Below are 14,068 nucleotides of genomic sequence, written 5' to 3'. Positions count from 1 at the left end.
CGGGTCGAACTGTTCCGCCGACGCCTTGTATCCCAGCTTGATGTCCAAAGTCTCTGTCTCTCAGTTCATTCGAGCGAGTGCTACGCCTGTCGAATCATGCCTGTCGCATCATTCGGTGCGTGTTTCGCTGCGGTCTGCGCTCCACAGCGTGTGGTATTTGCCCGGCGCGTCGATGCGTTCGTAGGTGTGGGCGCCGAAGAAGTCACGCTGGGCCTGGGTGAGGGCGGCGGGCAGGCGCCGCGCGCGCAGGGCGTCGTAGTAGGACAGCGAGGAAGCGAAGGCCGGCACCGGGATTCCCAGCTGGACCGCGGTGGAGACCACGCGGCGCCAGCTGTCGACGGCCTGCTCGATGGCCTCACGGAAGTAAGGGGCCAGGATCAGGCTCGGCAGGTCCGGATTCTCCTCGTAGGCGTCTTTGATGCGGTTGAGGAAGCGGGCCCGGATGATGCAGCCCCCGCGCCAGATGGTGGCCAGGTCACCGGGCCGCAGGTTCCAGTCGTATTCGGCGCTGCCCGCCGCGATCTGGTCGAAGCCCTGAGCGTAGGCGACGATCTTGGAGGCATACAGCGCCCTGCGGATATCCTCCGTGAACTGCGCTGCGTCGGTGGGCTTGTCGGCGAGCGTTCCGGAGGCCAGGTCGTGCGCCGCCTGGCGTTGCGCGCGGGAGCCGGACAGCGCACGGGCGAAGACGGCCTCGGCGATGCCGGTGACGGGCACGCCGAGATCGAGCGCGGACTTGACCGTCCAGCGGCCGGTCCCCTTCTGCTCGGCGGCGTCGACGATGACATCGACGAGTGGTTTGCCGGTCTTTGCGTCGGTCTGCTCGAGCACCTGCGCGGTGATCTCCACCAGGTAGGACTCCAGGTCGCCGGAGTTCCATTCGGTGAACACCTCGGCGATCTGCCCGGCGTCGAAGCCGAGGGCGTCGCGCAGCAGGTGGTAGGCCTCGCCGATGAGTTGCATATCGGCGTACTCGATGCCGTTGTGCACCATCTTCACGAAGTGACCCGAGCCGTCGGGGCCGATGTGGGTGCAGCAGGGGACGCCGTCGACCTTCGCCGAAATCGACTCCAGCAGCGGGCCCAGCGACTCGTAGGACTCCTTCGGCCCGCCCGGCATGATGGCCGGCCCGTTGAGCGCGCCCTCCTCACCGCCGGAGATGCCCGCGCCCACGAAGTTCAGACCACGCGCCTTCATGGCCGCCTCGCGGCGAATGGTGTCGGTGTAGAGGGCGTTGCCGCCGTCGATGATGATGTCGCCGGGCTCCATGACGGCGGCCAGTTCCTCGATCACCGCATCGGTGGCCTCGCCCGCCTTGACCATGATCAGCACTCGCCGCGGCTTCTCCAACGCGCCGACGAATTCCTCGATGGTCTCGGTGCGGACGAACTCGCCCTCGTCCCCGTGCGCGTCGAGCAGCGCATCGGTCTTGGCGACGCTGCGGTTGTGCAGGGCCACGGTGTAGCCGTTGCGGGCGAAGTTGCGGGCGATGTTGCTGCCCATGACCGCAAGGCCGGTCACACCGATCTGAGCGAGTGCAGAGGAGGAAGTCATATTTCAAATCATTTCATCAGTAGTAGCGGCGGCACGGTCGGCCCCACCCGCCGCACGGACACGTCGGTAGCGCATCATCAGGGCGTTCGTGGAACTGTCCCAGGCCGGCGCTCGATCGGATTCCAGATCGTCATGGATACCGGTAGCGAGCTTCTTGCCGAGTTCGACGCCCCACTGGTCGAAGGAGTTCACTCCCCAGATCCAGCCCTGTACGAACACTTTGTGCTCGTACAACGCGATCAACTGCCCCAGAGTGTAAGGACTCAGGCTCGGCAGCAGGATGGTGTTGCTCGGCCGACCGCCCGAAAACCACCGATGCGGGGGCCGCTCGCCCGCGCTGTCGAGGTCGCCGAAAGCCAGAGCCCGGGTCTGGGCGAACAGGTTCGCCATCAGCAGATCGTGGTGCGCCCGATAGGGGTGCGCGGGTTCGAGCACACCGATGAAGTCACTCGGCACCGGAGTCGTTCCCTGATGCAGCATCTGGAAGAACGCGTGCTGCCCGTTCGTGCCCGGCGCGCCCCACAGAATCGGCGCGGTGTCGACACCGACCGGACGTCCGTGCCGGTCGACGGATTTCCCGTTGCTCTCCATATCGAGCTGCTGCAGATAGGCCGGCAGCAACGCGAGCCGCTGGTCGTACGGCAGCACCGCGAAACCCTGTGCGCCGCAGAAGTTTCGATGCCAGACACCCAGCAGCCCCAGCAGCACCGGCAGGTTCGCCTCGAACGCAGCCGTGCGGAAGTGCCGATCCATGCTGTGGGCTCCGGCCAGGAAGTCACGGAACCGTTCGGGGCCGATGGCGATCATCAGTGACAGCCCGATCGCCGATGGCAGCGAATACCGCCCACCGACCCAGTCCCAGAACTCGAACATGTTCGCCGGGTCGATCCCGAAGGCAGCCACCTGTTCGGCGTTGGTCGACACCGCGACGAAATGCCGGCCCACCGCCTCATTGCCGAGCCGATCCGCCAGCCATCCGCGGGCGGTACGGGAGTTGGTCAACGTCTCGACCGTGGTGAACGTCTTCGACGCGACGACGAACAACGTCGTCTCCGGGTCGAGGTCTCCCAAGACCCGGTCGATATCGTGACCGTCGACATTCGACACGAACCGCGCCTCGACCCCGTCCTGCGCGAATTCGCGCACCGCGTGCCAGGCCATCGCCGGGCCCAGATCCGAGCCGCCGATACCGATGTTCACCACCGTCCGAACGCGACGGCCGGTCGCGCCACGCCACCGCCCCGACCGAACCGCATCGGCCAGATCACTCATCCGATTCAGTACCTCATGCACCGAACCGACGACATCGACACCGTCGAATACAACGGATTCGTCTGCGGGAGCCCGCAATACGGTGTGGAGCACCGCGCGATCCTCGGTCGTATTGATCCGCGCGCCGGCGAACATCGCCTCGATCCCCGCGGCCAGGCCACGCTCGCGCGCCAGACGCATCAACAGGCCCACAGTGCGATCGGTGACCAGGTTCTTCGAATAATCCAGCACCACGCCGTCGTATTCGACCGACAACTCGGTTCCCCGCCGAGGATCGCGATCGAACAACTCCCTCAGCGAGGTTGCCGCCAATTCCGCACGGTGGCTGCCCAATTCACGCCACACCGGCAAGGCCGACGGGCTCACCGGCACTCCCTCGTCGGCCGAGCGCTTCAGTGTGCGGTTCATCGGATACCTCGAAAATCGTCGTGCACGGAATCGCGCAGGCTGCGCTCGAAATCATGCACCCGCATGCGCGAACAAGTCAACACCGTGCTCGACTACGATGCAGAAACCGCACGACGCATCGCCGATGCACCGACCAGAAGTTCCGGGAGGCACCGTTGCTCGCGAGCACCCGACGGCGCGAAATCATGCATCGGCTGGTCACCGACGGCTATGTCGAGGCCAAGACGCTCGCCGACGAGCTCGGCGTCGACGCGTCGACGATCCGCCGCGACCTCGACGCGCTCGAACGAGCGGGTCAGGCACAACGCACCCACGGCGGCGCCCGCCCGGCTCCCGGAGCCACCGCGAAGCTGCCCTACGCCATGAAAGAAGGCGAACACCTGGATCAGAAGGCCGCGATCGGCATCGCGGCCGCGGCGCGCGTGCGCGACGGCCAGACCGTCATCCTCGACAGCGGTTCCACGACCTACGAAATCGCCCGGGCCCTGCGCAATCACACCAATTTGACGGTGATCACCAACGATCTGCGCATCGCCAAATACATGGCCGAAACGCCGGGCGTGCGCCTGCTCGTCACCGGCGGCGAGCTGCTGGGTTCGGTCTTCACCCTCGTCGGCGAGCGCGCGATAGCGTTCCTGTCCGACTACACCGCCGACTGGGCCTTCCTCGGCGCCGACGCGGTCGATCTCGAAGCCGGCATCACCAATATGAACACCCTCGAAGTACCGCTCAAGCGCGCCATGATCGCTGCCGCCGCACAAGCTCTCGTCGTGGCCGACAGTTCGAAATTCGGCAGGCGCGCGCTGGCCAAAGTCGCCGGATTCGACGAAATCGGCGGCGCCATCACCGATTCCGATCTGGACCCCGCACTCTCCCGCCGGTTCGGCGAGCTGGTCATCCGCGCCGAAGCGGTTACCTCTCCTTCGCTTCATTGAGCGGCGTGGCCCTTTTCGTTCGTGATGCGTAGCGCAGCAACATATTTCGGGCCATTGACCTGGACGGCCATCGGCTGAACGGGCATCTGCACCATTCGCAGCGTAGGTGGCGCCATTCCTCGGCCCGCCCCCTCTCGGCTGCTTCTTTCGACGGAAGCCACCCCTTCTGTGGGCACGAAATTCGCGTACCAAATGCCTAGATGCGCATATCAACGTATACAGATATAGGTCCTGGGCGGCGACGAAAACAGTGTCGAAAATGCAACCCCCGCGCCAGCCGACACGACGCTACGCTGAAACACGTCCTGCGCTCCTGGCGGACGTCGAGAAAGTGGTCTGGTTTGTTCCGGGCGATTCAGCTCCGTAGAAGGGCCGGTCCCGAAGCAATGAATGGTCGTTCGTAGCCTCATCACCCGCAGAGGCGGCCGGCTTCCCGCACGAAGGGAGTTGCTTCACGCGCTCCCACAGACAACAAGGGAGAGGCACGAATGAGTAGTGCTGCGACGGTGAATCAGAACGTCAATTCGATGATGACTCTGTGCGCCTTTTCGCCGATCGCCGCCGTTCCACTTCCGGACGGTGAGACGTCGGTACAGCAACAGCAGCGAATGCTCGACGGGATCAGGTCGTCGATGGCCGAGACCCCGGGCCTCGACTCGTGGAAAGTCGTGTGGCTGGGAGTGAGTTCGTTTCGCGCGAACATGGCATTCGTGGTCCAGAACGTGAAGGACACCTCGGAGCTGGCGGTCTGCTTCCGTGGGACGGTGTTCAGCTCGCTGATAGATCTGGCCGAGGATTTCGAGGTCTTCGAGCAGGTGCCGTTTTCGCAGGGCGGCACGCCGCCTCCCGGTTCTACACCAGTAATCGCGAAGGGTGCCGCGGCCGCCTTCGATGCCATCATGGCGGCGAAGTGTGTTCTCGGCCTGCCGGGCGGATCCGGGACGTTGGTGTCCGCGCTGCAGACCCTCTGCGGTACGACCGAACCGGCCACCGTTCACCTCACCGGCCACAGTCTCGGCGGCTGTCTCGTCACGACAGTGGCGCCGGCTCTGCAATCCCAGTTCGCGAAGATCAACCCCCACATCACGTTCGACACCTACACCTTCGCCGCCCCGACCGCCGGAAACGAGGCCTTCGCCACGTGGTTCGACACCCGATTCCCGAATGGCCAGGCGATATGGAACAAGTACGACGTGGTCGCGAACGTGTGGTGGAACCTGGGTGCGGGCCCGACCAGCATCCAGTCCTTCTTCCCCGACCCCGGCCCGTACGCGAGCGAATGCACCGACAAGAAGGGCCAGACCGTCCAGTCCCAGATCCAAGGCATGGCGAAGAAGCTGGCAGACAGCGGCGTGTCGCCATACGTGCAGCCGACCCAGCAGCCCCCGCTGAACACCGACTACGCGGTCCACTCCCCCGACGCACTCGGCAAAACCGAGCAGGATTGGATGGGCCAGCTCGCCTATCAGCACGCCAACAACACCTATCTCGCGCTACTCGGCGCGCCGACCGTGAACATCGATGTGCCACAGATCAAGTCGCTGTCCCCCAGCAGCGGTCGGGCGGGCACACCGGTGACGATCACGGTCGAGTCGACCGCCGCGTTCGCATCGGCCTGTGTGGTCTACTTCGGGTCCGAGCGCGGGACCGACGCCAAGGTCGTCGGCGACAAGTCGATCACCGTGACCGCGCCACGCCATCTCGGGATCGAGAAGACCGTCGCCGTCGCCGTCACGAACCTGTTGACCATCTCCGACACGAAGAAGACCCCCGCCAACGAGTTCACCTACACCAGCCAGGACGGTTGAATCCACTGCTCAGGAAGAAGTACGACCGGTGACGGTAGCTGGACAGAGCACCGACTCGAAGCCGTCGTTCCGGATCGGTTCACGCGCGAACGCACCCGTCGCGACGTCCACAAGACGTGCGGCGGGTGCTTCTCACGAGCGCGGCCGGGCCGGTGGGACCCGGGTTCGCCGGAGCATCCGATCAGCGATTCCACGGGTTGCGGTGTCCGGCGGGAATCATGCTGTCGAACAGAGCCCTGGCGCCCACGGGTAGGCGCAACAGTTCGATATGCGCGCCGAGAGGGCCACCGGCCAGGTAGGCGAATTCCATCCCGAGCTCGGTGACGGTGCAGTGCTGGACCACCTCGATCCCCAGGGCGTGCGCCCGGTCGAGGGATGCGTCGAAATCCTCTGGAACATAGGCGATGTGATTGAGTCCGGGACCGGAGCGCGCCAGTTGTTCGGTGTACAGGTTCTCCCCCGACACCGGGGCGATCAGTTCGAGTTGCCGGCCGCCGGCGTAACCGAGGGAGGTGTCGACCGTGTAGTCGGCCGGCGCACCTCGGTAGCGCGCCTGATCGGGGCCGAAGTGCATGCTGGGCATACGCATCCAGGTGTCGACGCCGTAATGCTCCCGGAATTCCCGCTCGGCGGTGTCGAGGTCGTGGACCACCCACGCCAGCTGAAAGATCGGGCCGGTGACGATACTCATGCGGTACTCCTCGATGGATGACGAATTGGGCGGGTGAAAGTCTTCGGGAAGGAACGGTTCAGTAGTCGGTGAGCCGAATGGCATTGGCGGCGTGCTCGAGCGGCTTGATGATCGGTCGCAACGCCAACCCCTTCCACGGCATGTGCCGTAGCATCCGCAGCATGGTGGTCTGCAGCCGGATCGCGCGCCGATCCGCGGCGACCATCTGGGTGGCGTTGCTCCAGCCCAAGGTCAGATTCTCGGTGATGTAGTCGTGCAGCACGGCATGGTAGCGATCGAACGCGACGTGGTGGTCGCCGGCGGCCGCTTTCAATTCTCCGGCAAGCACATATGCGCCGACCAGAGCCATGCTCGTGCCCTGCCCGGACAGCGGTGACGGGCACCATGCGGCGTCACCGACCACCGCGACGCGCCCCCGCGACCAGCGCTCCAGGTGGATCTGGCTGACGGTGTCGAAGTAAAAGTCGGGCGAGTCCGGCATGGCGTCGAGCAGGGCGGGTGTCTGCCAGCCGGCGTCGGCGAATGCAGCGGCCACCAACTGTTGCTGAGCGGCGCGGTCGCGACGGTCGGGCAAGTGCTCGGGAACCTGGAAGATGAACTGCGCCTTGGCCGCACCTGCCTGCGTCGCGTACACCTGCACGACCTTTCCGGGGGCGGGGTGTATCAGCTCCCAGTGGTCGAGTTCCAGAAAATTCGGCACCGAGACGACACAGGCGGCCATACCGGTGTGCCGGGCGAACCGCTCCTCGGTACCGAATACCAACCGGCGCACCGCCGAATGCATGCCGTCGGCTCCGATCACCAGATCGAACACCCGTGGCGCGGCATTGCGGAAGCGAACGCACATTCCCTCGGCGTGCTCCGCCAACTCGACGATCGAGTCGCCGTACAGGTATTCGACCTCCTGCTTGGTGGCGTCGAAGAGAATCTTGGACAGGTCTCCGCGCAGGACCTCGTCGTCGCCAGGAGAGCGCAACCCGATCAGCTCGGGCCCCAGAGTGGCCAGAGCTTTGCCGCTGCCGTCGACCCACGCCCCGCCCCGGATCGCGGTGGAGGCCTCGCGAACCTCCTGCGACAACCCCATCCGGTCGACGACGTCCATCGCCACACCGCGGATGTCGACTTTGTAGCCCCCCTCCCGCAGGGAAGGCGCGTGCTCGACGACGGTGACGGCGAACCCGTACCGGGTCAGCCAGTAGGCCAGGGCCGGCCCGGCGACGCCGGCGCCGGAGATGAGCACCGTCTTGTTGGTGAATTGCTGCGTTGTCATGGAAGCAGCGTCGGGTGCCGCACTCACCGCGCCCTCACCATCGGCTCACCGCCACTCACCGAGCAGCGTAGCCACCTCCTCGAACGTGGCTTCGGCTCCGCGGGCGTACGCGGCCCCGAAACCGTGTTCACCCAGCTCCGCGCGGCACCGAGCGGCGATGTCGGCAACCTCACCGCGTCCGGCCACCGGCATTCCGCGCAACGCCTCGGCCGCGCCGAGCAACACCGCCCCCGGTTCCGGATATCCCAGGGCCTCCGCGAATGCCGCCACGGCTTCGACGGCCTCGGCGGCCACCGGCCGGGATACGCGCCGCGACAACGCGAACGCCTCGCGGGCCGCCGCAAGCCCGGCATCGATGTCGCCTTCCGTCAGCGCAACCCAACCCATTCCGATGAGGCTGCGGGCCCGTGCCTCGGCCATGCCGACCGAACCGTTGTCGGGCGACTCGAGGGCGGCGGCGTAGTACGTTCGCGCCTCGGCCGGCTGTCCGGCGGCCCGGGACCGGTCGCCGAGCCCACGTAGCGCGTTGGCACGGATATCCGTCGCGCCCGCGACCCGGGCCATCTCGGCCGCGCGCCGGTAGGCGACCTCGGCTTCGGCAACCTCGGCAGTGCGCGCCGGGTTGCGCGCCAGCACGTCACCGCGACGGTTGAGCAGGTCGGCGGCCTCGTCACCGACACCCAGTTCGGAGAGCAAGAGCACTGCCTCGTCGATCGATTCGAGGGCTGCGCTGCGTTCACCGCGCCATTCGGCGACGACAGCGAGTTTGTCCAGCGTCGTCGCTATCGCCCAGCGATCGCCGGTGGCGCGGAAGTCCGCCAGCGCACAACAGAATTCGGGCTCGGCGAGCCGAGGTCGGCCGGACATGAGCAGGCGCAACCCCTCCCCCAGCCGGCGAAAGGCCCGTGCCCACGGGTCGGGACCGAACAACCGATCCAGACGCTCGGTCTCCGGGCGCAGCAGCCCGCCCACGGTCGCCAGCAAAAACACCAGATGTGGTCGTCGCAAAGGCTTTTCGATCTGTGACACCGCAGCGACGGCAACGCCGACCGCCGCCGAGGGACCCGGCTTCCCGCGCGCGGCCACCGCCACACACAGCGCGTATTCCTCGGCACTCGCGGCCGGATCCAGAACGGGTAGCAGCGTACCCGCCAGCTCGGCAGCGTCGCCGGGGCGACCGCTGAGCCACCAGTACCATGCCTGGGCGGCGATGAGCCGTTGCGCCAGTGCGGGATCGGCGCTCACGGCCCAGCGCGACGCGGCTTGCAGATTGTCGTGTTCCTCGGACAGCCGCGAGAGCCATCGCAACTGATCCGGGCCGCGCAGCAACGGATCCGCCCGCTCGGCCAGGTCGGTGTAGTAGCGGGCACAGGTGCTGCGCAGCCGCTCCTGTTCGCCCGACTCGGCCAGCCGAGCCAGGCAGTAGGCACGGATGGTCTCCAACATCCGGTAACGGCCCCGGTGGACTTCCACCAGTGATTTCTCGGCCAGACTCGAGAGCAGTTCGTCGGCGTCGTCGAGTTCACAGACGGAGGCGGTGGTGGCCGGGGTGACCGCGCCGGCGAACACCGCGAAGCGACGAGCCAGCAGACGCTCGCCGGGATCCAGCAACTCCCAGCTCCACTGCACCACTGCTTGCAGCGTTCGATGCCGGGGTTCGGCGGTGCGGTCTCCTCGCGTCAGCAATCGGAATCGGTCGGCGAGCCGGGCATCGATCTCGGCTGGATCCAGCGTGCGCAGCCGCGCGGCAGCCAGTTCCAGTGCGAGTGGCAGCCCGTCCAGTCGCGCACAGATGCGCCGAACGAGTGCGATCGTGCCCGCGTCGACGGTGAATCCCGGTCGCGCGGCGGCGGCCCTGTCGGCGAACAGACGTACCGCGGCTCCGCCGAGCTGTTCGGCCAGGGGCGCCTCGGCATCCGCGACCGGCAGCTGCCCGACCACGAAAACCGTTTCACCGGTGATCCGCAGCGATTCGCGGCTGGTGGCCAGGACCCGGACGCCCGGGCAGTCACGCAACAACCGATGCACCGTCCGAGCGGCGTCGTGCACCAGGTGCTCACAGTTGTCGAGCACGATCAACAACGTCCGTTCGGCGAGCAGAGCCGCCAGCTCACTGTCCGCGTCGTCGTGTTCGGTGCCCGCGCGGCGACCCAGTGCCGCCGAGATCTCCCGGGCGATCTGGCCACCGGCCGAGAGCGGCGACAAGTCGACGAAGAACGCCTCACCGAGTGCCCGGGCCCCGGCCTCCAACGCCAGCCGTGTTTTGCCGGTGCCGCCGGGACCGGTCAACGTCACCAGCCGAGATCGGGCGAGCAGCCCCGAAATCTGTGTCAGCTCATCGTCACGTCCGACGAAGTTGGTCAGTGGCGCCGGCCAGCGGCGGGCTCGGGCCGTACCGGCGTCGGCCCGCAAGATTTCCACGTGCGCCTGTGCGAGTTCCTGTGACGGATCGACACCGAGTTCCTCGGCGAGGAGTCGCCGCCCCTGCTCGAACAGTTCGAGCGCTTCGCCGCGGCGGCCGATGCCGGAGAGCCCGCGCATCAACAGCGCTCGTGATCGCTCCCGGAGTGGTTGTGCGGCAACCAGTTCCGTCAGTACGGCTACCGCGGCACGATGGTCGCCGAGCGCCAGCGCGGCCTCGGCCCGATCCTCTCGGGCGGTCCACCGTATTTCGGTCAGACGGGTGGCCACCGTGGCCGCGAACGGGGCGTCGGATACATCGGCCAGGGCAACGCCACGCCACATCCGCTCGGCTTCGTCGAGCAACGCGGCGGCGGCCGCCGGATCTCGGTCGCGCAGGGCGCCACGGGCCTCGCTGACCAGCCGGGTGAACCGATGCGCATCCACCGTCGCCGGGTCAATAGCGAGCCGATAGCCGGCCGCCGTGGACTCCACGCACTCCGCGGCACCGGCAGCCCGCAGCGCACGCCGCAATCGCGAAATCTGCGACTGCACAGCATGTTTGGCGTCGGCCGGCGGTTCCTGTCCGTACAGATCGTCGATCACCCGCTCCCGTGACACCGGAGACCCGGCCTCGGACGCCAGCAGCGCCAGCAACATCCGTAGTTGCGGACCACCCACCGCCACCGGACCCCCGTCGGTCCGGCGCACCTCCACCGGACCCAGAATCCCGATCTGCACGACCGCAAGTATGCCAATCCCGGGCGGGCGGGATCGGCTCGACGACCGGCCCGACATGTGCGACCGCCAATAGAAACGCTCGACACGCCCGGCAGCACCAACCCCCCCGGCGCGGTTCGCGAAGCTCATTACGCGGGCTTGGAAGACCGGGCGCTGGGATTCGTGGACGATTTCCTCGCCGCCGACCAGGTTCCGGCCTGACCTCGAAGGCGAAGGCCGCGCCCTCCCACTCGCCGGTCGTTACAGGGATCCAGCGGGACGAGGTGCCGACAGCGCCGCTACCGGCTCAATCAGCCTGCGAACTCGCCCCCGCTGAGGCGGCGCGTCCCTTCGTCGGTAACGTCGACATATTCGGCGTAGCCGCGGGTGTCGATGTGGCGTCCGGCGATGTCGACCTGAGCGCGGTATCCGGCGATGTATCCGAGGCCGACGCCGAAACGTCCAGGGGTGTCGTATGTTCCGATGACTGTGACCCGATCGCGTACACCCAGTCGGAAGCGGCGAGGCATGAGCATTTCATGCCTGCCGACGCTGTCGACCGTCGGTAGGTCCTGATACTCGAGGACTTCGTAGAAGGTGCGATCGGTAGCGACTTCGTTGACGCGCCAGTCACCGTCGCCGGATTGGGTTCGGAACTGGACCAGATCGCCGACGCGGTCGCCGAGTATGCCTACTCGGCAGAACAACAGCTGAGCGTCGGCGGACAGTTCTACGACGTGATAGGTGAAGAAGTCGACCGGCGCCTTGTAACGCCACGGGAGCAGGCGATCGCGCAGAGCATAGGGACCCACACAGCGCGCGTATTCGATGTTTCCCGCACCCGAAACATCAACGCGGGCATCGGATGTCCGGATCCAGCCGGTGTATCGCCCGAGCAAGCTCAGGTGATCGTAGGGTCGTCCCCGCACGAACCAGGTTGCCCGTTCGGCGAGTGCGAACCGCAGGCGTGCGGTCAGGCCGGGAACGTCGATGGCCACGAACAACTCCGGATAGCGTCCGCCGATGGTCAACTCGGCACCGAAATGCAGATCGTCCCCCGCAGAGCCGAAGGCGCAGTCATCGCCCAGAGACACCGTGCCGTAGTACGCCGCCGCCGCGGTGGAGATCGACACGGTCGCGGTGTCGCGTGGCGTCGTCGTCACGACATCGTCGACGTCGAACGCCCGCTGCCCCGGCATTCCCGCCATCACCATGACACTCAAATACTGATGCGGCGCAGCAAGATTGGGGATCATCACGCCATAGTGCGTCCACCCGTAGAAACGATCTCCGGGCAGTGGAGACAGTGGATAGGAGCTGTCGAACCCCCGCCTCGACGATTCGGCGCCGCGCTCGGCGAAACCTAGGACGATACGACGAGTTGCAGCGAGCACGAGCCGGGTTCCCACTTCCCGCAGCCGCCGCACACGGAACCATCGCACGTCGAACCTCACCTCCATGATCTGGACCTCTCGTCCGACCTGGGACGAACCCTAGATCAAAGTGGTTTGAAAATCGAACCGCACGAGGTAAATTTTCACTCGACTCCAGCGTCTATCCGCTCAGGACGGTTCGAAAATCAGGGCAGACGATCCAGATCGTCGACGGGGCTGCGCTGAAAACTCTGCACGCCCAGGTGTGTGGCCCAGCTGCTGGACCACGCCTTGAGCGGGGCGAGCGCATACAGCAGTTCGATCCCGATCGGGGTCAGCCGATACTTCCCGTCCGCCACGGTTTCGGCAACGCCGACCGACACCAGCTCGCGCAACCGGGTCGACAGCACACTGGAGGAGATGCCCGCAAGACTGCGCCGCAGCTCTCGAAATCCGACCGGATCTCCGCGCAACTCCCACAGCACCGTGATCGCCCAGCGGCGCCCCAGCAGGTCGAAGGCCGCCATCAATGGCTGGCCAGAGCTCGATCCTCGTACCGGCACACCCGGTCTGGGGGGCGTCGCTTCACTCACCGACCCACCCTACAGCGGTTCGAAATCCAGACCGATCGGACGGCTGATCGGCCAGGTGCACTCGGGGAGGGAGGAGAGCCCGGGGGCACGCCCTCGGCGGTCTTCACAAGCCCCCATCGAGGCGCGCCCGGTCGGGGCCCCTCAGACGCCGGCGACGTGGACGAGTTGACCGACCAGGGCCGTGACCGCCATGGCGAGGCTGCCGCCGATGACGACGCGCAGCGCGGGGCGCAGAATGCCTGTCCCGGCGACCCGGGCTCCGAGAACGCCCGCGACGGCCAGTCCCAGCACGGTCACCAGCACGATGAGCGCCAGCCGGGTGCCGCTGGACGGGGCGATCAAACCGAGTAGCGGGAGCAAGCCACCGAGGAAGAAGCTTGCGGCCGAGGCCATCGCGGCTTGTGCCGGGCGGGCGGCGGTGATGTCGTTGTGCCCGAGCTCATCTCGCAGGTGGGCGGTGAGCGGATCGTTGTCGTGCAGTGCGGCGGCGACCTGCGCGGCAAGTTCGGCGGGCAGTCCGCGGTCACGGTAGATGCCCGCCAGCTCGGTCAGTTCGGCTTCCGGATCGATGGCCAGTTCGTGTTCCTCTTTGGCCCGGTCGCCGCGTTCGACGTCGACTTGCGAACTGACGGAAACGTATTCGCCCGCAGCCATGGCCATCGACCCGGCCGCCAATCCAGCCAGCCCCGCAGTGAGAACCGCGCCCGCGGAAGCGCCGCTGGCCGCCACGCCGACCATCAGGCTCGCGGTCGAGACCAGCCCGTCGTTGGCGCCCAGAACCGCGGCGCGCAACCAGCCCGCGTGCTCGCCGCGATGCCGTTCGGAATGCGGGCCGACCATCTGTAACAGAGTCATTGATGCGAGTCCTTCGGGTTGCGGGGTCGATTCGGACGACCTCATTCCTCCGATCGTTCCTATCCGCGTGGCCCCGCCGACAGAGCACAACGACACCGAGGAGATCACCCGAGACCGTGACCGGCGACACCGGCAGCGCGCTCCCCCGGACCGAGTCAGCGGCTGCGGGCCGACCGACGAACGCCGAAG

At 66.7% G+C, this 14,068-nt stretch carries 10 protein-coding genes; 2 read left to right on the top strand and 8 right to left on the bottom strand.

The features are described 5' to 3' along the window. Positions 1-108: 108 nt before the first annotated feature. Both gnd and pgi read right to left on the bottom strand, forming a co-directional pair. On the bottom strand, positions 109-1,554 hold the full coding sequence (gnd, locus tag NE2_RS24705) for an NADP-dependent phosphogluconate dehydrogenase (RefSeq protein WP_063029850.1): 1,446 nt from the start codon (positions 1,552-1,554) through the stop codon (positions 109-111). Positions 1,555-1,557: 3 nt separating this feature from the next. Next, positions 1,558-3,234: a glucose-6-phosphate isomerase gene (gene pgi, locus NE2_RS24700; RefSeq protein WP_063029848.1), complete on the bottom strand. Its 1,677-nt coding sequence runs from the start codon at positions 3,232-3,234 to the stop codon at positions 1,558-1,560. Between the two features lie 155 nt (positions 3,235-3,389). Between pgi and NE2_RS24695 the strand changes: the two genes are divergently transcribed. Continuing rightward, positions 3,390-4,169 (top strand): DeoR/GlpR family DNA-binding transcription regulator, encoded by a 780-nt coding sequence (locus NE2_RS24695; RefSeq protein ID WP_063029846.1) that lies wholly within the window; start codon positions 3,390-3,392, stop codon positions 4,167-4,169. Positions 4,170-4,657: 488 nt separating this feature from the next. After that, complete coding sequence (locus tag NE2_RS24690; RefSeq protein WP_084494305.1) at positions 4,658-5,977, top strand: lipase family protein; 1,320 nt, start codon at positions 4,658-4,660, stop codon at positions 5,975-5,977. 181 nt (positions 5,978-6,158) lie between these two features. Here NE2_RS24690 and NE2_RS24685 read toward each other — a convergent pair whose 3' ends face one another. The 6 genes from NE2_RS24685 to NE2_RS24660 form a co-directional block, all read right to left on the bottom strand. Beyond that, positions 6,159-6,668 (bottom strand): VOC family protein, encoded by a 510-nt coding sequence (locus tag NE2_RS24685; protein ID WP_063029842.1) that lies wholly within the window; start codon positions 6,666-6,668, stop codon positions 6,159-6,161. A gap of 58 nt (positions 6,669-6,726) precedes the next feature. Then, entirely contained in the window at positions 6,727-7,938 is a 1,212-nt protein-coding gene (locus NE2_RS24680) for an FAD-dependent monooxygenase (protein ID WP_063029840.1), read from the bottom strand. A 45-nt stretch (positions 7,939-7,983) separates the two neighbouring features. Further along, positions 7,984-11,079 carry an ATP-binding protein gene (locus tag NE2_RS24675; protein WP_063029838.1) on the bottom strand — a complete coding sequence of 1,032 codons (3,096 nt, stop codon included), beginning with the start codon at positions 11,077-11,079 and terminating at the stop codon, positions 7,984-7,986. Positions 11,080-11,369: 290 nt separating this feature from the next. Further along, positions 11,370-12,314, bottom strand: coding sequence for a DUF6670 family protein (locus NE2_RS24670; RefSeq protein ID WP_146165309.1), 945 nt, complete (start codon positions 12,312-12,314; stop codon positions 11,370-11,372). 323 nt (positions 12,315-12,637) lie between these two features. Next, entirely contained in the window at positions 12,638-12,958 is a 321-nt protein-coding gene (locus NE2_RS24665; RefSeq protein ID WP_084494304.1) for a winged helix-turn-helix transcriptional regulator, read from the bottom strand. A gap of 207 nt (positions 12,959-13,165) precedes the next feature. Continuing rightward, positions 13,166-13,879: a VIT1/CCC1 transporter family protein gene (locus NE2_RS24660; RefSeq protein WP_218018655.1), complete on the bottom strand. Its 714-nt coding sequence runs from the start codon at positions 13,877-13,879 to the stop codon at positions 13,166-13,168. Between the last annotated feature and the right edge of the window lie 189 nt (positions 13,880-14,068).

The organism is Nocardia elegans NBRC 108235 (assembly GCF_001612845.1).
In the GTDB taxonomy this organism is placed as follows: domain Bacteria; phylum Actinomycetota; class Actinomycetes; order Mycobacteriales; family Mycobacteriaceae; genus Nocardia; species Nocardia nova.
The sequence above is the reverse complement of the archived record's forward strand: the minus strand, read 5'-3'. Positions and strand labels throughout refer to the sequence as shown.

Bases quoted from the DNA above. Each gene is read 5' to 3' on its own strand.
- pgi (WP_063029848.1), bottom strand. From the start codon at position 3,234: ATGAACCGCACACTGAAGCGCTCGGCCGACGAGGGAGTGCCGGTGAGC.
- NE2_RS24670 (WP_146165309.1), bottom strand. From the start codon at position 12,314: ATGATCCCCAATCTTGCTGCGCCGCATCAGTATTTGAGTGTCATGGTG.
- gnd (WP_063029850.1), bottom strand. From the start codon at position 1,554: ATGACTTCCTCCTCTGCACTCGCTCAGATCGGTGTGACCGGCCTTGCG.
- NE2_RS24680 (WP_063029840.1), bottom strand. From the start codon at position 7,938: ATGACAACGCAGCAATTCACCAACAAGACGGTGCTCATCTCCGGCGCC.
- NE2_RS24665 (WP_084494304.1), bottom strand. From the start codon at position 12,958: ATGGCGGCCTTCGACCTGCTGGGGCGCCGCTGGGCGATCACGGTGCTG.
- NE2_RS24685 (WP_063029842.1), bottom strand. From the start codon at position 6,668: ATGAGTATCGTCACCGGCCCGATCTTTCAGCTGGCGTGGGTGGTCCAC.
- NE2_RS24690 (WP_084494305.1), top strand. From the start codon at position 4,658: ATGAGTAGTGCTGCGACGGTGAATCAGAACGTCAATTCGATGATGACT.
- NE2_RS24660 (WP_218018655.1), bottom strand. From the start codon at position 13,879: ATGACTCTGTTACAGATGGTCGGCCCGCATTCCGAACGGCATCGCGGC.